Source organism: Streptomyces sp. NPDC054866 (genome assembly GCF_053610745.1).
Genome location: NZ_JBSGZA010000018.1, coordinates 1 through 21,043 on the forward strand (window position 1 = coordinate 1; position 21,043 = coordinate 21,043).

Here is a 21,043-nt window from a genome sequence, read left to right on the forward strand (position 1 = left end):
CCGCGAGTGGCGGGCGAGATAGCGCAGGTGCTCGCTCATCTCCGCCGGACCCGTCGCGCAGTTCAGGCCGATCATGTCGATGCCCAGCGGCTCCAGCGCCGTCAACGCCGCGCCGATCTCCGAGCCAAGGAGCATCGTGCCCGTCGTCTCGACGGTCACCGAGCAGATCACCGGCAGATTCGCACCCGTAGCGTCCAGGGCGCGGCGGGCGCCCAGGATCGCCGCCTTGGTCTGCAGCAGATCCTGGGTGGTCTCCACCAGCAGCGCGTCCGCACCGCCCGCGATCATGCCCTCGGCATTGGTCTGGTAGGCGTCGCGCAGCACCGTGTAGGGGGCGTGGCCCAGGGTCGGCAGCTTGGTGCCCGGACCCATCGAACCCAGCACCCAGCGCTGCTGTCCGGTCGACGCGGTGAACTCATCGGCGACCTCACGGGCGATACGGGCACCCGCCTCGGACAGCTCGAAGTTCCGCTCGGGAATGTCGTACTCGCTCAACGCCGCAAAGTTCGTGCCGAACGTGTTCGTCTCGACGCAGTCGACACCGACCGCGAAATACTCCTCGTGCACCGAGCGGACGATGTCCGGGCGGGTCACGTTCAAGATCTCGTTACAGCCCTCAAGCTGCTGAAAGTCCTCAAGCGTCGGGTCCTGCGCCTGGAGCATCGTGCCCATCGCACCGTCCGCCACCACCACACGCGTGGCGAGGGCTTCACGGAAGGCATCGACGCGCCGGCGCTCTGCCGTACTCATGACAGACCCGCCAACCGTGGCTCGATGGCACGGGCCACGTCATTGCCGTACGTCTGGTCGATACGGGCGATCAGGTCCGAGGGGACCAGCTTGTGTTCCTGGGTGCCGACCGACTCCAGCACCGTGGTGGCCAGGGCGCAGCCGAGCCGGGCAGCCTGTTCCTGCGGCCACTTCCATGCCGTGCCCGCGAGGAACCCCGACCGGAAGGCGTCGCCCGCACCCGTGGGGTCGGCGATCCTGTCCGTGGCCACGGCCGGTATCCGCACCACGGGGTCGCCTGACCTGGCCAGCGAGACACCCGCGTCGCCGAGCGTGGTGATCCAGGTGCCGACCCGGCCGAGGAGCTGCTGCTCGCTCCAGCCGGTGCGTTCGAGCAGGAGCGCCGCCTCGTACTCGTTGGTGAACAACCACCCTGCCCCGTCGACCAGTTGACGCGCCTGCTCCCGGTCGAGGCGGGCGAGCTGCTGGGAGGGGTCGGCGGCGACGGGGACACCGAGGCTGTGCGCCGTGGACGTGTGCCGCAGCATCGCCTCGGGGTCGTCGGCCCCGACCAGGACGAGCTCGGGCTTCCCCGTACGGGCGACGATCTCGGCCAGGTCGATCCGGGACGCCTCGGCCATCGCGCCGGCGTAGAAGGTGGCGATCTGATTCTGGTCGTCGTCGGTGGTGCACACGAAGCGCGCGGTGTGCAGGCTCTCGCTGACCCGCACCTCGGAGGTGTCGACGCCGTTCGCCCGCAGCCAGCTGTCGTACTCGGCGAAGTCGATTCCCGCCGCGCCCACCAGGATCGGCTCAAGACGGAACTGACCGAGACCGAAGGCGATGTTGGCGGCGACGCCGCCCCTGCGCACCTCCAGCCGGTCGGCGAGGAACGACAAGGAGACCCGCTCCAGTTGCTCCTTCATCAACTGCTCGGCAAAGCGTCCGGGGAAGACCATCAGATGGTCGGTCGCGATCGATCCGGTCACGGCGATACGCACGAAAAGCACTCCTTGAACCTGAGGCCGACATCGGGAACGAAACAGCTCCGGTGGCTGACACCACACGGGGAAAGCGGTGCACGGCCCGGGGGGGGAGCCGTGCACCGCTGGCTCCGGCGCCGGGGGGTTCCCGGCGGCGCCGCACCGTCAGGCCGCCGCCTTCACCGCCTTCACCGCCTTGCGCAGGGCGTCGGCGCGGTCGGTGCGCTCCCAGGTGAATTCCGGCAGTTCACGGCCGAAGTGGCCGTAGGCGGCGGTCTGGGAGTAGATGGGACGCAGCAGGTCCAGGTCGCGGATGATCGCGGCCGGGCGCAGGTCGAAGACCTCGGCGATGGCGGCCTCGATCTTCTCGACCGCGACGGTGGCCGTGCCGAAGGTCTCCACGAAAAGGCCCACCGGCTCGGCCTTGCCGATCGCGTACGCGACCTGCACCTCGCAGCGGTCGGCGAGGCCGGCGGCGACGACGTTCTTGGCGACCCAGCGCATCGCGTACGCGGCCGAACGGTCCACCTTGGAGGGGTCCTTGCCGGAGAACGCGCCGCCGCCGTGGCGGGCCATGCCCCCGTAGGTGTCGATGATGATCTTTCGGCCGGTCAGGCCCGCGTCGCCCATGGGGCCGCCGATCTCGAAGCGTCCCGTCGGGTTGACCAGGAGGCGGTAGCCCTCGGTCTCCAGCTTGATGCCGTCTTCGGCGAGCTGCGCCAGTACGTGTTCGACCACGTGCTCGCGGATGTCGGGGGTGAGCAGCGCGTCCAGATCGATGTCGCCGGCGTGCTGCGAAGAGACGACCACCGTGTCCAGGCGGACCGGCCGGCTGCCCGAGTACTCGATGGTGACCTGCGTCTTGCCGTCGGGGCGCAGGTAGGGGACGGTGCCGTCCTTGCGTACCTCCGTCAGACGGCGCGCAAGACGGTGGGACAGCTCGATCGGCAGCGGCATCAGAGTCGGCGTCTCGTTCGTCGCGTACCCGAACATGAGGCCTTGGTCGCCCGCGCCCTGCCGGTCCAGCTCGTCCCCGACACCCTCGACCCGGGACTCGTACGCCGTGTCCACGCCCTGCGCGATGTCGGGCGACTGCGCGCCGATCGACACCGACACCCCGCAGGAGGCGCCGTCGAAGCCCTTGGCCGACGAGTCGTAACCGATGTCGAGGATCTTCTTGCGCACCAGCGCGGCGATGTCGGCGTACGCCGAGGTCGTCACCTCACCCGCGATGTGCACCTGACCGGTGGTGACCAGGGTTTCGACCGCGACACGTGAAGCGGGGTCCTGGCCCAGCAGCGCGTCGAGAATGACGTCGCTGATCTGGTCAGCGATCTTGTCGGGATGCCCCTCGGTCACAGACTCCGAGGTGAACAGACGACGGGACACGACGGTTCCTCCTGTTGCTTCAGCTGAATAGACAGTCCCCGACCGTTCTGGAGAACTGCTTGAAGGGGCGTGGTTCGCCGGGTGGCGCCCGGGATGTGAGCCGAGGCCGTGGTGCCTCACAGCGCGGCCGGTTCCGCCTCTCGGATGCCGTGCTCCACGCCGATGGACCCGCCGCGTCGCTCGGGTCCCGCGCCGCGCAGCGTTGCGGCGACGTCCATGACGTAACGGCCGTAACCTGACTTCCCGAGCTGCTCCCCGAGGCGGTAGCAGTGGTCGGCGCTGATGAAGCCCTTACGCAGGGCCACTTCCTCGACACACGCGATCCGCAGTCCTTGGCGGCGCTCCAGGGCCTGGATGTAGTTCCCCGCGTCGAGGAGCGAATCGTGGGTGCCGGTGTCCAGCCAGGTGAATCCACGGCCGAGGTCCACCAAGTGGGCCTTGCCACGGGCCAGATAGTCCAGGTTGACGTCGGTGATCTCCAGCTCGCCGCGCGGCGAGGGCCGCAGCTGACGGGCGATGGAGACGACGTCGTTGTCGTAGAAGTACAGGCCGGTGATGGCGCGGTTGGAGCGCGGGTTGACGGGCTTCTCCTCCAGCGAGGTGAGCCGCCCCAGCGTGTCGGCCTCGCCGACCCCGTAGCGCTCGGGATCGCGCACCGGGTAGCCGAACAGCAGGGCGCCGTCGGTGTGCGGCACATGCTCCTGAAGCAGAGTTGAGAAGCCGGGTCCGTGGAAGATGTTGTCTCCGAGGATCAGCGCGACGGAATCGTCACCGATGTGGTCGGCGCCGATGGTGAACGCCTGGGCCAGACCGCGCGGTTGGGCCTGCTCGGCGTAGGAGAGGTTGATTCCGAGCGAGCTGCCGTCGCCGAGTACGGTCCGGTACTGCGGCAGGTCCCGCGGCGACGAGATGACGAGGATGTCCCGGATGCCCGCCAGCATCAGCACGGACAGCGGGTAATAGATCATGGGCTTGTCGTAGACGGGCAACAACTGTTTGGACACCCCGAGCGTGATGGGGTGCAGCCGGGTGCCGTTGCCCCCGGCAAGGATGATGCCTTTCAACGGAAGTCACCTCGTGTCGTCGTCGGCTCTGGGCCGTCCCCAACTCCTGGCGCACCGAGCATGGGTGGCCTCGGTCGAAGGTGAGTCGTGGCCGCGCGGAGCAACCCCCGCCACGACGTTGAGCAGCCTTCCAGCGTGTCTGGATCCCTCGCGGCGACAGTCGGTGCACTGCCCGCCCCTGTTGCGGCACCACCACGACGAGCGAGGAAAGTGGTTGCTGATGCCAAGCTGGCCGACTACCGGTACGGAACTGCGCGTTCGGGCGCAGGAGCTCGCCTCCGTCGCCGCGCGCCACGCCGACAGGGCCGACGCCGAACGCCTGCTGCCGACGCCCGTGGCCGACGGGATCCGCGACGCGGGATTCGCCCGGCACTTCGTTCCCGCCCGCTGGGGCGGCCGGGACGGCTCGGCCGGCGAACTTCTGGAGGCCGTGTCCGCCCTCGCCCAGGGCTGCACATCGGCCGGCTGGTGCGCGTCGGTGATCGCCGCCGCCGGCCGGATGGGCGCCTACCTGCCCGAGGAGGCGCAGCAGGAGCTGTGGGCGAAGGGCGCGGACAGCACCGTCGTGGGCGCGCTGATCCCCCGCGGCAGCGCCACCGCGGTCAGGGGCGGTTGGCGGGTCACCGGCGAGTGGAGCTTCACCAGCGCCGTGGACTTCTCCGACTGGGCCCTCGTCTGCGCGCTGGCTCCCGAGGACGGCAAGCAGGTGCCCTGGTTCTTCGCCCTTCCGCGCGAGGACTACCGGGTGGCCGACACCTGGACGTCACTCGGGATGCGCGGCACGGGCAGCAACACCTTGCTCGCGGACAACGTCTTCGTGCCGGCGCAGCGCGGATTCCTTCGGGAGGACATGCTCGTCGGCCGTAGCGTCGGCTCCGACGCCCGCTGCCACACGGCGCCGTTGCGGCTCCTGAGCGGGCTGGTCTTCGGCGCACCGGCGCTGGGGGCCGCCCGGGCCGCGCTGCGCGCGTGGGAGGACTCGGCCCGCGGCGCGGCCGAGGAAGAGACCGGGCCGCTCTCGGCACTGGCCCGGGCGACGATCGCGGTGGACAGCGCACAGCTGCTGCTCGAACGGGCCGCGCGGGTGGCCGACGCGCCTGAGGCCACTCCCCTGGAACTGGTCCGTTCCCCGGCGGACTGCGCGTACGCCGTGGAACAGCTGGTGGACGTGGTCGAGTCGCTGCTGCGTGCGTCGGGCAGCTCGGGCCAGCTCGCCGGTCATCCCGTGCAGCGCGTCTGGCGCGACGTGCACAGCCTGGCCAGCCATGTGGCGCTGCGTTTCGACCCCGCGGCCCGCGCCTACGGGCGCCAGCTCCTGGACGGTTCGGGTGCTCTGTGAGCCCCGCGGACCTCGACGACGTACCCGAGCCGGCCATCCGGCTCACTGACGAAAGGCGGTTCGCGTGAGCGACTCGATCCCCGACACCATCGGCACGGCCACGGACGCAGCCGTCCCCGCCGAACTGTACGTACAGGTGCAGCAGTTCTACGCCCGCCAGATGGGCCTGATCGACGACGGCCGGCCCGACGAATGGGCCGAGACCTTCACCGAGGACGGCGTGTTCCAGGAGGCCAGCCGGCTGGCCGAACCGCTGCGCGGCCGGGACGCCATCCGGGCCTCGTCACGTGCCCGCCAGAAGCGGCTCGACGAGGAGAAGGTCGACTTCAGGCACTGGCTCGGCATGCTCGACGTGACCCGCGAGGACGACGGCTCACTGCGCACCCGTGCGTACGCGCTGGCCATGCGCACTCCGCGCGGCGGCGCCCTCGACATCTTCGCCAGTGTGATCTGCCACGACCACCTGGTGAACGTGAACGGCAGCTGGCAGGTCCGCCACCGCGATCTGCACCACGACGGCTCCGGCCGTGACTGACCTCGCTGAGGAGCTTTCGTGAAATTCGGGATTGTCTTCTTCCCCACCGTCGGCCCCGCCGACAAGCCCGCACAGCAGTACTTCGACGAGTCGCTGCGCCTGGTCGACCTCGCCGAGGAACTCGGCTTCGACCACGTGAAGATGGTGGAGCACTACTTCTTCGCCTACGGCGGCTACAGCCCCGACCCGGTGACCTTCCTGGCCGCCGCGGCAGGGCGCACCCGGCGGGTGCGTCTCGGCACGAGCGCCACCATCCCGGCGTTCCAGCACCCGGTGAAGCTCGCGGGCAAGCTGGCCATGCTGGACAACATCTCGAACGGCCGGGTGGACGCGGCCTTCGGACGGGCGTTCCTGCCCGACGAGTTCAAGGCCTTCGGCATCTCCATGGACGAGTCCAAGGACCGCTTCGTCGAGGGTGTCGACGCGATCAAGCGGCTGTGGTCCGAGGAGGACGTCGTCGTCGACGGCCGCTTCCACCAGTTCGGTCCGGTGACGCTGCTGCCGCGGCCGGTGCAGCAGCCGCACCCGCCGGTGTTCGTGACCACGGCGCGCAGCGCCGAGTCCTGCGCCGAGGCGGGCCGCAACGGCCACCACCTGCAGACGGTGCCCAACGTGATGTCGACCGAGGAGCTGCAGTCCCGGCTCGAGCTGTACCGCGCGCAGTGGGCGGCCTCCGGCCGCACCCCGGGCACCGAGCAGATCCACTTCAGCTATCCCTGTGTCGTCGACTCCGACGGTGAGCAGGCCCGCGTCAAGGGACGCCGCGACGACGACCGCAACTCGGCCGCGATCCATCAGGCCGTCGCCGCCTGGGGGACCACGCGATCCGACGCCTACCCGGGGTACGAGAAGCTCTTCGAGGCCACCAAGCACTCCCACTTCGAGTCCAAGCTGGAGCAGAACAAGCTGCTCATCGGCGCCCCGGAGCAGGTGCGCGGTCAACTGGAGCAGATCGCCGACTGGTTCGGTGACGACATCACGATCAGCCTCGGCGTGCACTCCGGGCATCTGTCCTTCGAGGACGCGGCGACCACGATGCGGCTGATGGCCGAGCAGGTCATCCCGAAGCTGGGCGAGGGGCGCTGATGGGTACCGCGCAGCGGCCCACGGTCGCCGTCATCGGTGCCGGCACGATCGGTCTGGGCTGGATCGCCCTGTTCCTCGGGCACGGTCTGCGGGTGCGGGTCAACAGCCGCAGGCCCGACGCCGAGACCATCGTGGCCGAGGCACTCGAGCTGTACGCCCCGTATCTCCCCGAGGGCACGGCGGATCCGGCGACGTTCGGCGAGCGGCTCGAGTTCGAGCCCGACGTCGAGCGGGCCGTCGCGGACGCGGACGTCGTCGTCGAGAACGCCCCGGAGAACCTGGCCCTGAAGCAGGAGCTCTTCGAACGGATCGGCAAGGCCGTCCCGGCGCACGCGCTGATCCTCTCCTCCACCTCCACCCTGAACCCGGATGACATGGGCGCGAGGATGGCGGACTCCAGCCGCCTGGTCGTCGGCCACCCCTTCAACCCGCCGCATGTGGTGCCGCTGGTCGAGGTGGTCGCGGGTGAGCGGACGGCGCCGGACGCCGTGGACGAGGCAGTCGCGTTCCTGGAGTCGGTCAGCAGGGTTCCGGTGGTGCTGCGCAAGCCGATCCTGGCCTTCGCCGCGAACCGGCTGCAGTCGGCTCTGCTGCGCGAGTCCGTCCACCTGGTGCGCGAAGGCGTGGTCTCCCTAGAGGAGCTGGACCGCGTGGTCACCCACTCCATCGGGCTGCGCTGGGCGACCGTCGGACCCTTCCTCGCCTTCCACCTCGGCGGCGGCAAGGGCGGTCTGCGCAAGTGGCTGACCACCCTCGGCGCCGGTCTCGAACAGGGCTGGGAGCTGCTCGGCCGCCCGCCCATGGACGACGCCACCATCCAATCGCTCATCGAGCAGGCGGAAGAGGCGTACGGCGCACGGTCCTTCGAGGAGCTGGTGCGCGAGCGCGACGCCAAGCAGACCGCAGTCCTGCGGACACTCGCCGAGGTGTCGGAGCGGACTGAACAGCGGGGCTGAAAGGTGCCGAGGCCGTTTCGGTGACCGCGTATCGAGCGGTTCTCGAAACGGCCGGCTCGTCATCATCCTCGTACGAGGTACGCGGTATGCGTGTGGCCCGCCCCAGGTGAGAGGGGCGGGCCACACGCATAGCCGTTCTCTACCGCGTCTCCAGGTGCTCCTTCACGCCCCCGAGCAGCAACCGGGCCTTCGCGCTCAGCTCGCGCCGTACGAAGGACGTGGCCTCGGCCGTGCTGTTGCCCTGGCCCAGCATCCGCTCGACGCCGTCCCGGTCGATGACAGCCGTCTGCTCGGACGTCACACGGGCGCCCTTCGGCGTCGGTGCGATGTGCCAGCGGACGTGGTGACTGCTGCCGATCGGCGGCAGCACGAGTTGCTTGTACGCGATGGTGTGCGCGGGGCGGCCCACCCGCGCGGTCCGCATGGCGAGCAGCCCGCCGGTCGCCTCCACCGTGTCGATCTCCACGAGTTGCAGCCCTTCGGCGTCCTGCAGCGTCTTCGCCCGCGCGACGTGCGTCAGGATCCCGGGCCAGGCACGCACGTCGTACAGGGTGCGGTACACCTCGTCGGCCGGCGCCTCGATGCCGACGGTGTCGGTGACGGTGACGAGCAGCTCCGGTGTCTCGTTCGCCAGCTCGGCCGCTGTCCGCACGGCCTCGGTCTCGGCGCCGGCGATCGTGTCGATCACCTGGTCGGTGGCCTCACGCGCCGCGGGATCGTCCTCGGTGAGGGTGTACCGGTGCAGCAGCCGGACGGTGCACTCCCGCTCGGACAGCGGCTCGACGACCCATGTGCGCTGCATGGTCGCCAGCGGGGCCTCGGGACTCTGGGGACGGAAGTCGATGCGCAGCCGGGCCTCGTCCAGGCGCCTCAGGGCGATCCAGTGCTCGACCTCGTCCCCGGTGGTGGTCCACATCCCTACCCCCTCGAAATCCCCTTCGGTTCCCAGGAGTTCGACGTGGACGAACGGCCGGAACATCCAGGGCCAGTTGTCGAGGTCGGCGAGGAGCCGGTAGACCTGCTGGGCAGGTGCCGCCACCTTGACCTCGTGCGCGGCTCGCGCCGCCTGCTCGTGTACTGCCATGTGTCCTGGTCCTCCCGCTCTCGGAGCTGCTGCCTCTCGGGGCTGCTGCGGTGCACTGCCTCCTCGAGGGTCGCCAGGACTCCTGGAGGAACGGTCGAGGTGTGCCCAAGGCCTGGGCGGCGAACGGCGAACGCCCGTGGGCGCTCGGCGGGGCTCGCCGAGGCTCACGGGCGCGGGGTGCGGCCGGGCCGGGTCAGGAGGCGGCGGGCAGCCGCTGGGAGAGGAACTTCTCCAGCGTCAGCAGACCAGGGTGCTGCCCCCGCAGCGCCGGGATGTCCGCCTGGTAGCCCTCCTCGGCGAACCACACGAACATCCGGTCCTCGATGGGCTGCGGCTCAAGGCGGGTCGGCGTACCGGTGAGCCGCTCGAAGACCGCGGCGACCTCGGAGAAGCTGATCTCGTCACCGCCGAGCGCGACCTGCCGGCCGATGTACTCCTTGGGCTTGTCGAAGGCTTCGGCGGCGAAGAAGCCGATGTCGTCGGAGGCGATGAACTGCATCGGCCGCTCGGGCTTCACCGGCAGCTTCACCACTCGCTCGCCGTCCTCCACGGAGAAGTACAGCAGGTTGTTCATGAAGAACACCGGCCGCAGGATCGTGGTGGGGATGTCGAGCGACTGGATGTGCTTCTCGATCTCGGCCTTGCTCTCGAAGTGGTCGATGCCGCTGCCGCGCTCGGCACCGTCCACGGAGCTGTACACCAGGTGCGCGACGCCGCTCTCCTTGGCCACATCGGCCACCGTCCTGCCCTGGCGCACCTCGTCGGCGAGGGTCTCCGGCTCGTAGGCCAGCGCCTGCACGCTGAACACACCGTGCACGCCTGCCATGACACGACGCAGCGACTCGACGTCGTCGAGGTCGCCCTGGACGAGTACGGCGCCCTGCTCCTCGATCGCCCGCGCCTCCGGCTTGTCGGGGTTACGCACCAGTGCGTGCACGGTCCATCCGCGAGACAGCAGCTCGCGGGCCGTGGCGCCACCCTGGTTCCCGGTGGCGCCGACGACGAGAATGATCTTGTTGTCGCTCAACGTCATACTCCTTGATGGCTGTTGGACCGCGCCTTCTCAGCCGCCGTACGGGGTCTTGGTGCGGGCCTCCCGGAGGGCGTTGCCCCACCAGATGAGCTGTTCGAGCAGGGCCTTGGCGGCCACGGGAGCCGCCTCGTTGGTGATCTGGCCGTCCTCGTCGAACTGCTCCCAGAAGTTGGTGAGGGTGACCACGTCGCGGACGGTCATGGCATGCAGTTCGGAGCAGACGGTGCGCAGGTGCTCCACGGCCCGGGTGCCGCCGGCCTGCCCGCCGTACGACACGAAGCCGACCGGCTTGGCCTGCCACTGGGCGTCGCTCCAGTCGAGCAGGGTCTTCAGCGATGCCGGGTAGCTGTGGTTGTACTCCGGGGTGACCACGGCGAACGCGTCCGCCTTGTCGAGGCGGTTCGTCACCTCGGTGAGGACCTGCTGTGCGGCGGGAGCGAGTTCTGTCGAGATGACCGTGGGCAACGCGTGCTCGGCGAGGTCGATCACGTCCACGATCACGCCGTCGTGCTGGCGCGCGATGCCCGCGAACCACTCGGCGACCGTGCCTCCGAAGCGGCCTTCACGGGTGCTGCCGATGATCACGGCGAGATGGAGGGGGGCATTGGACATCTCTGGCTCCTGGGAAAGAGTTGGTGCGGACGAGTGGGCAGGGCGGACGTGTCGCCCTGGCCGTGACCGGTGCGGCGGATCGTTCCAGCGGGGCGGGACGTCCCGCGCCACCACCACGATCTGACCTCAACCATGGATGAGGTCAAGTGGAGGCGGCCCAGAACTTCGCGACAGCTCTCCGGCCTCGGCTTCGAGCGGGTTGAGGCACTGGTACGAGGTGTGGGCGTGGACGGGACCATCGGCGCATCACGGGTACTTCGATGAATCGGTAAAGGGCCCAGGCGAGTGCCAGGGTGATGGTGAACCAGCCGGCCGTGCGCAACAGCGCCTCGGGGGTGTCCCATTGGTGCCCGGTGCCGAAGTCGATCGGCCCGTTGTAGGCCACGACCATGTGCCAGAGGTAGAAGGCGAAGGAGATCTCACCGAGCCACACCATCGGCCTGTTGGCCATGGGACTGGAGCGCCCCGCGATGTCGCCCTGGGCGAAGCTGGCGACGATGAGACAGAGCGGGACGAAGACGGGGAGCACCAGGCCGAAGGAGTTCGGCACATGGATCGTCAGGAGATAGCCAGGTATCAGTGAGAGCACCGCCACCGTCCGGCTCACCGGAATCCAGCGGCCGGACAGGACGATGCGGGCGAGCAGGATGCCGGCGGCGAACTCGAACAGGCGGCTGATGGGAAGGAAGTAGACGAACCAGAAGTGCGTCCAGCCGTACTTGAGTCCGGGCATCGGCTGGTCGGTCAACAGCGTCTCCGCGACCATCGGAACGGCGATCACGCCCAGCCCCATGATGCCGAGCCACCTCCACAGGTGCTCCGGCCGGATCTTCCTCAGCAGTGAGAGCAGCACGGGGAAGGCGAGGTAGAAGACCAGCTCCACACCGAGCGACCAGGCCGCTCCGTTGGTGCCGCGGATGACCTCGTACTCGGGCACCCACACGCTGACGAGGAAGAGCCCGGGAAAGAACTCCTGCCCCGTCACGGCCCGCCCGGCCAGGAGCGCGAGCACAAGCCCGGCGACCCAGGTGACGAAGTGGTTCGGATAGATCTTCGCGAGTCGGCGTCGCCAGAACAGCACGGGCCGATCGCCGGACCGTGCCGAGTACGTCAGCACGAAGCCGCTCAGGATGAAGAAGAACGCGACCCCCACGCTGCCGAGGGTGCCGAGATATCTGTCCAGGTCCGAGTTGAGTTGCTGAGAGGTGAACATCCAGGCGGCGGACAGATGCGAGAGGAAGACCAGGAACGCCGCGATGAACCGCATCCCGGTCAGCGAGGGAAGCGCGGGTGGTCGCCCGCCGGAGGTCACCCGCGCTCCCAGTCAGTGGTGACGGTGCCGTCGTCCGCATAGGCGCGCATGCGCTGGACGAGCAGTTCATCCCGCTCCACCTCGTCGAGGCGGTCGAGCAGCTGGTCGAGGTCGTCGCGGACCGAGAGATAGCGACCGTGCAGCGCGTCGTACGTGCCGGACGCCAAGGCGGCCACGAGAGCGCCGCTGTGCTCGACGGGGGTGAACTCCATGTCCGGGTATGCGGCGGCGAACGACGTGGTCAGCCGGGTGCGTACGACGCCGGGGCTGATCACGAACGTCCGGACTCCGGTGTCGGCCTCGGCCAGCGAGATGTCCAGCGTCTCGGAGAGGCGCACCAGGGCGGCCTTGCTGAACGAGTAGGACGTCAGGGGGTGCGGCAGCGCACCGGCGTCACTGCCGACGGTGACGATCCGGCCCGCCTTTTCGGCGATCATCGTAGGGAGTACCGCCCGGATGCAGGTCAGTGGGCCGCGGACGTTCGTGGCGAACGTGCTCCACCACTCGTCGAGGCCGGCCTCCCACAGGGGCGGCTGACCGGCAGTGAACACCGCCGCGTTGTTGACCAGCAGGTTCACCGGTCCCCAGTGGTCGTTCAACTGGTCGACGACGCCGCGGACCGCGGACTCGTCCGTCATGTCGCCGGGCGTCACGAGGACGCGGTCGCGGTCGCCGCCCGCGAGCGCGGCGGTCTCCTCCAGCTCGTCGCGGCTGCGGGACATGAGCGCTACTCGTGCGCCCGCTCCGGCGAGAGTCAGCGCGATCTGACGCCCGATTCCGCGTCCGGCTCCCGTCACCAGCGCCACTTGATTCGACAGGTCCATCAGTGCCTCCCCTTGTGTTGGTAGGGATCGAGAGCCGGCGGCTTGACCTCAATCACGCTTGATGTTCAAGACTTCTTCCATGGCGCCCGTCGGCCCGCCAACACCCCATTGGGAGCGCCAAGTTGGTGCACTTTCGCAAGGAGGGCGACTTGACTGATGACTACAGGGTCCGCACCACCGGAGGTGGTCGCCGATCACCGTCGCCCGGTGAGGTCCAGGAGCCGGGGCACCATCTGGTCGGGGCCGGGCTGCTGGGCGAGTTCCGCGGCCACGGCACGTGCGGAGGAACGCAGATCCTCGTCGTGCACCAGCGTCTTCAGGACGGCGGAATCGATGTCGCCGGACTCCAGACTGAGTCCCATCCCGCTTCCCGTGATGATGTCCGCGTTGATCCAGTTGTCGGCGCCGTGCGGTATGGCCAGCTGGGGTACCCCGGCGTGCGCCGACGCCAGGGTGGTGCCCGCGCCGCCGTGGTGAATGATGGCGTCGCAGGTGGTCAGCAGCGTGCTCAGCGGGGTCCAGCCGACGACGCGTACGTTGTCGGGCAGCGTGCCGATTGCCTCGAGCTCGGGGTTGTCACCGAGCGCGAGGACGAACTCCGCGTCCACGTCGGCCGCGGAGTTCACGATGCCCTGAAGGCTGCCGACTCCCGCCACGTACGGGACGGTTGTGCCGAGCGTGACGCAGACGCGCGGGCGCTGCTTGGCCGTGGCCATCCAGTCGGGGAGCGTGCCGCCACCGTGGAAGGGGACGGAGCGCATCGTCCAGCCCTCGCCCTCGCCGCGCATCATGTGCTGCGGGGCAAAGTGGACGGCGGTGATGTCCGGCAACTCGGCGGGTACGCCCATGCGTTCGTACACGGGCTTGAGGTGGGGCAGGAAACGCTGCGGCATCGTGCCCTCGCGCAAGAAGCTGAATCCGTGCTCGACCGCCGGTACACCCAGTGCCCGCGCGGTGACCAGGGCGGCTCCCTGAAGCCGGGAGTACACGATCAGATCCGGCTGCCAGGCCTCCGCGAAGCGCAGGGTGCCCTCCACCATGAGGTCGCTGACCCTGGAGAACTTCTCGAGGATGATCTCCGGAGTCTGCAGCGACTTGGCGACGGCGAGCCCTCGCTCGCGCATGGCCTTGGCCCGCTCCTCGAGCGTGCCGACCTTGGGGAAGATCGCCTCGAAGTCTGCACCGGGGGAGACTTCGCGGACCGCGAAGCCCGCGTGGGCCGCGGCCTGGGTGGAGACCCCGGACGTGGCGACCACGACATCGTGACCCGCGGTGCGAAAACCCCAAGCGAGACCCGAGGCCGGATACAGGTGGTCGAGTCCCGGGGAGATGGAGAAGAGCACACGCATCGCGACGACCTCAATCCCAAGAAATCAGGTGAACGGCGACCGCTGTCGACGGTCGGCCCAGACTGTGGCCCGCACAGCTCGAAGAAGGCTCGAGGTGTGCCTGATGCGCCGGCCTCGTGAGGCGGACGCGCGGACGGCCAACAGCCCGTGTCACCTGGCATCAAGCAGCCGTCGAGGCAATCTCAAGACGGTTGCTCGAACCTCACAGCGCCGATAGTCGGTGCCGCGAGGTCCATCGAAGTGTCCCGATTCCACGTACCAGTGAATGCGAAGTGATTGTGATGAAGGCTGCAGCATTGTCCTCGTTCGGCGGGCCCGAGGTCCTGAAGCTGACCGATGTCGCCGAGCCGGAGGCCGGCCCGGGTCAGGTGCGAGTTCGCGTACGGGTGGCCGGTGTTCAGCACTTCGACACCGGCATCCGGCAGGGCTGGGCGCCCCCGTCCATCGACCTCAGCTTCCCCGTCGTCCCCGGCAACGAGTTCGCCGGCGTCGTCGACCAGGTGGGCGAGGGGGTCACCGGCTTCCCCGTGGGCTCCGAGGTCCTCGGGTACACCACGCTGGGCAGTTACGCCGAGTACGTCGTGGCACCCGCGGACCAGATCGTTCACAAGCCGAAGAGCATGCCCTGGGACATCGCGGGCGGCTTCTCGGCCAATGGCCAGGGCGCCCACCTGTGCCTGCAGGAGATGAAGGTGTCACAGGGCGACACGGTGCTGATCCACGCGGCGGCCGGCGCCCTCGGCACCTTCTCGGTGCAGCTGGCCAAGGCATGGGGCGCCACCACCGTCATCGGCACCGCGAGTGAGGCCAACCACGAGTATCTGCGGTCGATCGGCGCCGTCCCGGTGACGTACGGCGAGGGACTGGTCGACCGGGTCAGGGCGCTGGCGCCGAACGGCGTGGACGCCGCGATGGACAACGCGGGCCCCGACGCGCTGCGCGCCTCGGTCGAGTTGGTCAAGGACAAGAACCGCATCCGGACCATGATCTCCGACGAGGCCGCGGAGGAGCTCGGCGTGCCGGCTCTGGGTCCCGGTCGGTCGGTCGAGCGACTGCTCGAGCTCATCGAGATCTACGAGCTGGGCAAGATCCGCCTGCATATCCGCAACGCCTATCCGCTCGCCGATGCCGCCGAAGCGCACCGGGAACTGGAAACCGGTCACGGGCGCGGAAAGCTGGTTCTCACCGTCGCCTGAGCGCATTTGCCCCCCCCGGCGGCCGGAACTCCAGAAAGCGGAAGGGAATGTAGGCCATGGCGCCAGACATTACATCAGCGGGCGTCGGAACGGCGCAGAAGGAAACCAGTCTGATCGCGCTCGGTTGCGTCGTCATTCTGGGCACTATTGTTGCCGCGATCGACGGCACCGTGATGGTGGTGGCCATCGATGTCATCGGAAAGGATTTCTCGGCATCGGCCCAGGCTATTCAGTGGGTCACCGGCGCCTATCTCCTGGCCACGTGTGCGGCCATTCCGATTTCCGGATACATGGTCGACCGCTTCGGCGCCCGCACGGTATGGCTCACTTCGCTGGTTGCCTTTCTGGCTTCCGTGGTGCTGTGCGGTATCGCTTGGTCGCCGTTGAGTCTTATCCTCTTCCGCGTCCTTCAGGGGTTCTCCGGCGGCCTCATCGGCATGGTGGCCACGGTTGTGCTGACGCGCGCGGCCGGACCGGAGCGCGCCGGCCGCGCGTTCAGCGCGGTGGCGGTGCCCTCCACCCTCGCGCCGGTTCTCGGTCCCATCGCGGCCGGCGCGGTCATCGACGTGGTCAGTTGGCGGTGGCTCTTCTTCGGGCAGTTGCCTCTCCTCGTCATCGCCCTGGTCGCGGCTTTCGCCATCCTGCCGCGTGACACCGTGGACCGGACTGCGCGGCTCGATGCCAGAGGACTGCTGCTCATCACGCCCGGCCTCGCGGCCCTTGTGTACGGCCTTTCGGAAGTCGCCGACATGGGCGGGGGCGGTTCCACCGGGGCCTTCGGTGTCGTCAAGGATGTGGGACTCGTAGTTGCCGGAATCCTACTGATGTCCTTATTCATCAGGCATTCGCTGCGGCGGCGCGCAAACACGTTGATCGATCTGTCTCTGTTCAGGAACAAGGGATTTTCGGTCGCCATCGTGCTGCTCTTCGTAGTAGGTTTTCTCCTCTACGGTCTGCTCTTCCTGATACCGCTCTACTATCAGCAAATCGTCGGTCTCAGCGCGACGGCTGCGGGAACTCTCCTTGCGCCGCAGGGCGCCGGTATGGGTATAGCGGCGATATTCATCGGATCGCTGACCGACCGATTCGGTGCCCGGCCGATCGTGCTGTGCGGTCTGGTGCTCACCACCGCGGGCACTCTTCCCTTCGCCTTTTCCGGTACGGAACCCAACGATCTGCTCCTCGGTACCGCGCTGGTGTTGCGCGGCATGGGTCTTGCCTCCATCTCGATCCCGTTGTCGGCCTCTCTGTACAAGAGCGTCCTGTCTCAAGAGGCCATTCCGCACATCACCACGATCAGCGCCGTCGCGCAGCGCGTCGGTGGCGCACTGGGCGGGGCCATGGCCGCGGTGAGCCTGCAGCTGATGTCCGAGCCGGGCAGCGAGTTCGACGGATCCGCGTTCGCCACCACGTTCTGGTGGATGACCGGTCTGCTCCTCGTGCCCTTCGCACTCGCCCTGCTGCTGCCCCCCAAGGCCAAGGCCTGAAGCCCGGCCAGGATCTGAAGCCCGGCCAGGATCTGAATCAGCGGCGCCACACACCCCGAATGTCCATCACTGCATCAGTGTGAGAAAGGAACGCCATGAAGGCAGCAGCAGTTGCATCGTTCGGCCCGCCGGACGCGTTGCGGATCCATGAACTGGAGACGCCGAACGCGGGCCCCGGCGAGGTGCGCGTGCGGGTCAAGACCGCGGGCGTGCAGCCCTTCGACGCGGCGATCCGCAGAGGCTGGACTCCGCCGTTCCTGGCGGCGAAGCCGCCCGTGGTGCCGGGAAACGAATTCGCCGGTGTCGTCGACCAGCTCGGTGACAGGGTGACCGGCGTCGAGACCGGCACCGAGGTGATCGGTTTCAGCACGCTGAACGCGTACGCCGAGTACGTCGTCGTACCGGCCGACCAGATCGTGCCCAAGCCCGCAGCCATGCCCTGGCAGGTCGCCGGCGGGTTCTCCGGCAACGGTCAGGGGGCCCATCTCGCCCTGCAGGCCATGCAAGTCGGTCGCGGCGACACCGTGCTGATCAACGCGGCGGCCGGCGCACTCGGCAGCTTCGCGGTGCAACTGGCCCTGGCGTGGGGGGCCGCGAAGGTCATCGGGACGGCGAGCGAGGCCAATCACGACTACCTGCGCTCGCTGGGCGCCATTCCGGTGGCCTACGGGGACGGCTTGGTCGAGCGGGTGCGGGCGGTGGCCCCTGACCGTGTGGACGCGGCTCTCGACGCGGTCGGCCCGGAAACATTGCGTGCCTGCGTGGAGCTCGTCAAGGACCCCAACCGCATCCGCACCATGCTCTCCTTCGACGAGGCCAAGGAACTCGGCGTTCCGCTGCTCGGCCCCGGACGGTCCGCGACGCGGCTCGCCCAGCTCGTCGATCTGTACGACGAGGGTGCGATCTCCGTGCACATCCGGGGGGCGTACCCGCTCTCCGAGGCGGCTGAAGCACACCGTGCCGTGGAGCTCGGGCACGGCCGGGGAAAGATAGTCATCGTCGTAGACCCCTCGGCATGAAGTGCCTCTTCGTCCTGGAAGGTGGCGCCGGTGCCATCCTGCCGCTGGTTCCGCTAGCACAGGCCCTGCGGGGTGCGGGACACGAGGTGATCGCCGCCACGCACGCGGAATCCATGCAGAGCATGCTCGGAGCCGGGATCCCCACCGTCGCGGCACCTTTGAAGTCGCCCAAGGACTACCGCGCCATACGGGACGGACAACTCGTCCCGCTCACCGGTGACGTCGATGAGCGGGCGATCCCCCTGGGGACGATCGGGGCGAACATCGCTGTCGACGCCCACCGTGAGCTTCTGGAAATGGCACGCCTGTGGCGTCCGGACCTCATCGTCGGCGGCCCGCTGGCCTATGCCGCGCCTCTGCTCTCGGCGGACCTGGACGTCCCTTACGTGGCCGTCGAGTTCGGCTTCGCCGAACCGCTGAACTGGCACCTGGCCACCCTCGAAGAGCTGGCCCGGCAGGGCTTCGGCGAGCTGCCCGAGCCGGCCCAGCGCCTCATTCTGTGCCCGGAAAGCTTCCGCCACCCCGACGGGGCGATGCGCTATCTGCCCGGTCAGGCCATGCGGTACCTGCCCTTCTCCCCCGCACGGACGGTCGAGCCCTGGATGTACGCCAAGGGCCGCCGGCCCCGCGTATGGGTCTCGGCGGGCAGCAGGGTGGGCAGCGACTACGGGCTCGACTATCTCAGGCGTCTTGTCGACTCGGCCGCCCGGCTGGATGTCGAGCTCCTCGTCGCCACCCCCGATGAACTCGCGGACCGGCTGGGCCCGTTGCCGGACAACACGAAGGTGGGCTGGCTGCCCTTCGACGTCCTCGCGCCCACGTGCGATCTGGCGGTCCATCACGGCGGCGGCAGCACCCTGCTCGGCCTGGCGGCTCACGGGGTCCCGCAGGTCATGATCCCGAACGTGCCCGAATTCAGGGAGTATCTCGCCACGATCGAGAACTCCGGCGCCGTCAAGGTGCTTTCCGCAAAAGAAGACACACCGGCCGATGTGCTGCTGGCCTGCGAGGAACTGCTTTCCGAAGCCTCGTACCGAAAATCGGCCGACCGGTTGAGAGCGGAAATGCTGACCGCCCCGACCCCGCAGGCCATGGTGCACGGACTGGAATCCATCGCCGCCCGGATCGATGTCACTCTCGGAGGTAACTGATGTACCAGAACGAAAACCAGGCAGAGATCTACGACATGCTCTACGAGGACCGCAAGGACTACGCGGCCGAGGCGGCCCGAGTGGCGTCGATGGTCCAGGAGCGCTCGGCGGACGCGTCCTCCCTTCTCGACGTGGCCTGCGGCACAGGGATCCATCTGTCGGCCTTCGCCAAGCACTTCAGCGAAGTGGCCGGCCTGGAACGGTCCGAGTCGATGGCCGCACGCGCCTCGGACCGCCTCTCGGGCGTGCCCCTGCACATCGGTGACATGCGGACGTTCGACCTGGGCCGGCGCTTCAGCGCCGTGGTGTGCATGTTCAGTTCGATCGGCTATCTGGACACCGTGGCCGACCTGCACAGCGCGGTGCGGGCCATGGCGAGCCATCTGTCCGACGACGGCGTCCTGGTGATCGAGCCCTGGTACTTCCCTGACACCTTCCTTCCCGGGCACGTCTCAGCGCATTCGCTGAAGAGGGACGACCGGGGCATTGCCCGGGTCTCCCATTCGACACGGGACGGCGACAAGGCCCGCATGGAGATCCACTACCTGACCTCTGACAGCACCTCCGGTGTCCAGCACCGCAGCGAGGTCGACGTTCTCACCCTCTTCTCGCGCGACGACTACACGAGCGCCTTCCGCGAGAGCGGACTGGCTGTGGAGTACCTCCACGACGGGGGTTCAACGCCCGGCTTCTTCGTGGGCACTCGCGAGTAGAACAGGCACCCATCTCTACTGTCGACAAACATTCAACGGGGAGAAAGCAATGCGAAAGAACCGGCTCATACTGATACCCGCGGTCGCCGCGGCGCTTGCCGGCGGGTCGTTGACCGGCCTGCCGGCCGCCGCGCAGGGGAAGAGCTCGTACCCGCAGAAGAGTTCGTACACGGAATTGAAGACACTGCCCGGCGGCACGTCCAACAGGGCGTTCTTCATCAACAACGACGGCCTGGTCGTGGGCGACTCCGGCACCACCGCGGGATCGAACCATGCCGTTCTGTGGAACCGCAGCGGCGCCACGACCGATCTCGGCGTACTGCCGGGAGACAGCTCCAGTACCGCGTTCGCGGTGAACAGCACCGACACGACCATCGTGGGCAGTTCCACCGGCAGAGCCGAACGCGCGGTGAAGTGGGACCGGGACCGGAAGATCGTGGAACTGCCGGGACTCGCAGGTGCCGTCAAGTCGAGGGCGTACTCGGTCAATGGCAGCCGGGTCGCCGTGGGCTTCTCCGTCGACGCGGAGAAGAACTGGCACGCGCTGCGCTGGAGCGCAGAGGGCAAGGTGTCCGAGCTTCCCGGGCTGTCCGGGGACGTGTCCACCGGGGCGACGTGGATCAACAACCACAGTGTCTCCGTGGGCGCTTCGAGCACCTCCGACGGGTTGAACCACGCGGTCCGGTGGGAAGCGAACGGCGCCGTAAAGCAGCTTCCGGCCCTGTCGGGACACAAGGACTCCGCCGCGACGGCCATCAACGACCAGGGCATCGCGGTCGGTGCGTCGGGCGTGAGCGTCAACTCGCCCTCCCGGGCGGTGAAATGGACGAGCGGTGGCGCGGTCAAGGCGCTTGACGCGCTGCCGGGCGAAACGGCGAGCAACGCCTTGGCGATCAGCAACACGGGTTACGCGGTGGGTTATTCGGTCAACGCCCAGGGCGAGCACCGCCCCGTACGGTGGGCCCCGAACGGCGCAGTCACGCCGCTGACCATGCCGCCGGGCGTCGGCGACGCGTACTCCGTCGCCCCGGACGGCACAGCCGTCGGTGTCGTGACCGTCTCCGGCGGGTCGGCGCGCGCGGGACAGTGGCGGTAGCAGGCACTCCCATCGGCGCTTGAGGGCCGCTTCGCTTTCGCTGCTCATGCCGGCCGGGATCCGGGCCATCCATCACCCCGGACTCC

Annotated in this window: 20 protein-coding genes; 10 read left to right on the forward strand and 10 right to left on the reverse strand. The window is 68.6% G+C overall.

The window, feature by feature from the left end; genetic code table 11:
• The 4 genes from ACWGI2_RS41355 to rfbA all read right to left on the reverse strand — a co-directional run.
• A partial coding sequence (locus ACWGI2_RS41355; protein WP_453701185.1) for a homocysteine S-methyltransferase family protein occupies window positions 1–750 on the reverse strand: 750 nt, incomplete at its 3' end.
• Entirely contained in the window at window positions 747–1,730 is a 984-nt protein-coding gene (locus tag ACWGI2_RS41360; RefSeq protein ID WP_453701186.1) for a carbohydrate kinase family protein, read from the reverse strand. The genes ACWGI2_RS41360 and ACWGI2_RS41355, both read right to left, overlap by 4 nt.
• 147 nt (window positions 1,731–1,877) lie before the next feature.
• A complete protein-coding gene (gene metK, locus ACWGI2_RS41365) occupies window positions 1,878–3,101 on the reverse strand; it encodes a methionine adenosyltransferase (protein ID WP_453701188.1) in 1,224 nt (407 codons plus the stop codon).
• A 116-nt stretch (window positions 3,102–3,217) separates the two neighbouring features.
• On the reverse strand, window positions 3,218–4,165 hold the full coding sequence (gene rfbA / locus ACWGI2_RS41370) for a glucose-1-phosphate thymidylyltransferase RfbA (RefSeq protein WP_453701190.1): 948 nt from the start codon (window positions 4,163–4,165) through the stop codon (window positions 3,218–3,220).
• 220 nt (window positions 4,166–4,385) lie between these two features.
• Here rfbA and ACWGI2_RS41375 point away from each other — a divergent pair, with 220 nt between their 5' ends.
• From ACWGI2_RS41375 to ACWGI2_RS41390, 4 genes are all read left to right on the forward strand, one after another.
• Window positions 4,386–5,504, forward strand: a complete 1,119-nt coding sequence (locus ACWGI2_RS41375; RefSeq protein WP_453701191.1) for a hydrolase — start codon at window positions 4,386–4,388, stop codon at window positions 5,502–5,504.
• Window positions 5,505–5,568: 64 nt separating this feature from the next.
• A complete protein-coding gene (locus tag ACWGI2_RS41380) occupies window positions 5,569–6,039 on the forward strand; it encodes a nuclear transport factor 2 family protein (protein WP_453701192.1) in 471 nt (156 codons plus the stop codon).
• An 18-nt stretch (window positions 6,040–6,057) separates the two neighbouring features.
• On the forward strand, window positions 6,058–7,125 hold the full coding sequence (locus tag ACWGI2_RS41385) for an LLM class flavin-dependent oxidoreductase (protein ID WP_453401108.1): 1,068 nt from the start codon (window positions 6,058–6,060) through the stop codon (window positions 7,123–7,125).
• A complete protein-coding gene (locus tag ACWGI2_RS41390) occupies window positions 7,125–8,081 on the forward strand; it encodes a 3-hydroxyacyl-CoA dehydrogenase NAD-binding domain-containing protein (protein WP_453701194.1) in 957 nt (318 codons plus the stop codon). The genes ACWGI2_RS41385 and ACWGI2_RS41390 overlap by 1 nt, the downstream gene beginning before the upstream one ends.
• 139 nt (window positions 8,082–8,220) lie before the next feature.
• Here ACWGI2_RS41390 and ACWGI2_RS41395 read toward each other — a convergent pair whose 3' ends face one another.
• The 6 genes from ACWGI2_RS41395 to ACWGI2_RS41420 all read right to left on the reverse strand — a co-directional run bounded on the left by ACWGI2_RS41395 (window position 8,221) and on the right by ACWGI2_RS41420 (window position 14,295).
• On the reverse strand, window positions 8,221–9,165 hold the full coding sequence (locus tag ACWGI2_RS41395; RefSeq protein WP_453701195.1) for an aromatase/cyclase: 945 nt from the start codon (window positions 9,163–9,165) through the stop codon (window positions 8,221–8,223).
• 193 nt (window positions 9,166–9,358) lie between these two features.
• Window positions 9,359–10,198 carry an NmrA/HSCARG family protein gene (locus ACWGI2_RS41400; protein WP_453701196.1) on the reverse strand — a complete coding sequence of 280 codons (840 nt, stop codon included), beginning with the start codon at window positions 10,196–10,198 and terminating at the stop codon, window positions 9,359–9,361.
• A gap of 30 nt (window positions 10,199–10,228) precedes the next feature.
• On the reverse strand, window positions 10,229–10,810 hold the full coding sequence (locus ACWGI2_RS41405; protein WP_453701197.1) for an NADPH-dependent FMN reductase: 582 nt from the start codon (window positions 10,808–10,810) through the stop codon (window positions 10,229–10,231).
• 142 nt (window positions 10,811–10,952) lie between these two features.
• Window positions 10,953–12,122: an acyltransferase family protein gene (locus ACWGI2_RS41410; RefSeq protein WP_453701199.1), complete on the reverse strand. Its 1,170-nt coding sequence runs from the start codon at window positions 12,120–12,122 to the stop codon at window positions 10,953–10,955.
• Window positions 12,119–12,946 (reverse strand): SDR family NAD(P)-dependent oxidoreductase, encoded by an 828-nt coding sequence (locus ACWGI2_RS41415; RefSeq protein ID WP_453701200.1) that lies wholly within the window; start codon window positions 12,944–12,946, stop codon window positions 12,119–12,121. The genes ACWGI2_RS41410 and ACWGI2_RS41415 overlap by 4 nt, the downstream gene beginning before the upstream one ends.
• Window positions 12,947–13,140: 194 nt before the next feature.
• A complete protein-coding gene (locus ACWGI2_RS41420; protein ID WP_453701201.1) occupies window positions 13,141–14,295 on the reverse strand; it encodes a nucleotide disphospho-sugar-binding domain-containing protein in 1,155 nt (384 codons plus the stop codon).
• A gap of 281 nt (window positions 14,296–14,576) precedes the next feature.
• Between ACWGI2_RS41420 and ACWGI2_RS41425 the strand changes: the two genes are divergently transcribed.
• The 6 genes from ACWGI2_RS41425 to ACWGI2_RS41450 all read left to right on the forward strand — a co-directional run bounded on the left by ACWGI2_RS41425 (window position 14,577) and on the right by ACWGI2_RS41450 (window position 20,957).
• Window positions 14,577–15,491 carry an NADP-dependent oxidoreductase gene (locus tag ACWGI2_RS41425; protein ID WP_453401100.1) on the forward strand — a complete coding sequence of 305 codons (915 nt, stop codon included), beginning with the start codon at window positions 14,577–14,579 and terminating at the stop codon, window positions 15,489–15,491.
• 56 nt (window positions 15,492–15,547) lie between these two features.
• Complete coding sequence (locus ACWGI2_RS41430) at window positions 15,548–16,978, forward strand: DHA2 family efflux MFS transporter permease subunit (RefSeq protein WP_453701203.1); 1,431 nt, start codon at window positions 15,548–15,550, stop codon at window positions 16,976–16,978.
• Window positions 16,979–17,073: 95 nt separating this feature from the next.
• Window positions 17,074–17,997 carry an NADP-dependent oxidoreductase gene (locus ACWGI2_RS41435; protein ID WP_453401098.1) on the forward strand — a complete coding sequence of 308 codons (924 nt, stop codon included), beginning with the start codon at window positions 17,074–17,076 and terminating at the stop codon, window positions 17,995–17,997.
• Window positions 17,994–19,148 carry a nucleotide disphospho-sugar-binding domain-containing protein gene (locus ACWGI2_RS41440; protein ID WP_453401097.1) on the forward strand — a complete coding sequence of 385 codons (1,155 nt, stop codon included), beginning with the start codon at window positions 17,994–17,996 and terminating at the stop codon, window positions 19,146–19,148. The genes ACWGI2_RS41435 and ACWGI2_RS41440 overlap by 4 nt, the downstream gene beginning before the upstream one ends.
• Window positions 19,148–19,861 carry a class I SAM-dependent DNA methyltransferase gene (locus ACWGI2_RS41445; RefSeq protein ID WP_453401096.1) on the forward strand — a complete coding sequence of 238 codons (714 nt, stop codon included), beginning with the start codon at window positions 19,148–19,150 and terminating at the stop codon, window positions 19,859–19,861. Before ACWGI2_RS41440 ends, ACWGI2_RS41445 begins: the two co-directional genes overlap by 1 nt.
• 49 nt (window positions 19,862–19,910) lie before the next feature.
• Window positions 19,911–20,957: a hypothetical protein gene (locus ACWGI2_RS41450; protein WP_453701205.1), complete on the forward strand. Its 1,047-nt coding sequence runs from the start codon at window positions 19,911–19,913 to the stop codon at window positions 20,955–20,957.
• Window positions 20,958–21,043: the final 86 nt, after the last annotated feature.

Bases quoted from the DNA above. Each gene is read 5' to 3' on its own strand.
- ACWGI2_RS41375 (WP_453701191.1), top strand. From the start codon at position 4,386: ATGCCAAGCTGGCCGACTACCGGTACGGAACTGCGCGTTCGGGCGCAG.
- ACWGI2_RS41390 (WP_453701194.1), top strand. From the start codon at position 7,125: ATGGGTACCGCGCAGCGGCCCACGGTCGCCGTCATCGGTGCCGGCACG.
- ACWGI2_RS41395 (WP_453701195.1), bottom strand. From the start codon at position 9,165: ATGGCAGTACACGAGCAGGCGGCGCGAGCCGCGCACGAGGTCAAGGTG.
- ACWGI2_RS41400 (WP_453701196.1), bottom strand. From the start codon at position 10,198: ATGACGTTGAGCGACAACAAGATCATTCTCGTCGTCGGCGCCACCGGG.
- ACWGI2_RS41405 (WP_453701197.1), bottom strand. From the start codon at position 10,810: ATGTCCAATGCCCCCCTCCATCTCGCCGTGATCATCGGCAGCACCCGT.
- ACWGI2_RS41415 (WP_453701200.1), bottom strand. From the start codon at position 12,946: ATGGACCTGTCGAATCAAGTGGCGCTGGTGACGGGAGCCGGACGCGGA.
- ACWGI2_RS41420 (WP_453701201.1), bottom strand. From the start codon at position 14,295: ATGCGTGTGCTCTTCTCCATCTCCCCGGGACTCGACCACCTGTATCCG.
- ACWGI2_RS41425 (WP_453401100.1), top strand. From the start codon at position 14,577: ATGAAGGCTGCAGCATTGTCCTCGTTCGGCGGGCCCGAGGTCCTGAAG.
- ACWGI2_RS41430 (WP_453701203.1), top strand. From the start codon at position 15,548: ATGGCGCCAGACATTACATCAGCGGGCGTCGGAACGGCGCAGAAGGAA.
- ACWGI2_RS41435 (WP_453401098.1), top strand. From the start codon at position 17,074: ATGAAGGCAGCAGCAGTTGCATCGTTCGGCCCGCCGGACGCGTTGCGG.
- ACWGI2_RS41440 (WP_453401097.1), top strand. From the start codon at position 17,994: ATGAAGTGCCTCTTCGTCCTGGAAGGTGGCGCCGGTGCCATCCTGCCG.
- ACWGI2_RS41445 (WP_453401096.1), top strand. From the start codon at position 19,148: ATGTACCAGAACGAAAACCAGGCAGAGATCTACGACATGCTCTACGAG.
- ACWGI2_RS41450 (WP_453701205.1), top strand. From the start codon at position 19,911: ATGCGAAAGAACCGGCTCATACTGATACCCGCGGTCGCCGCGGCGCTT.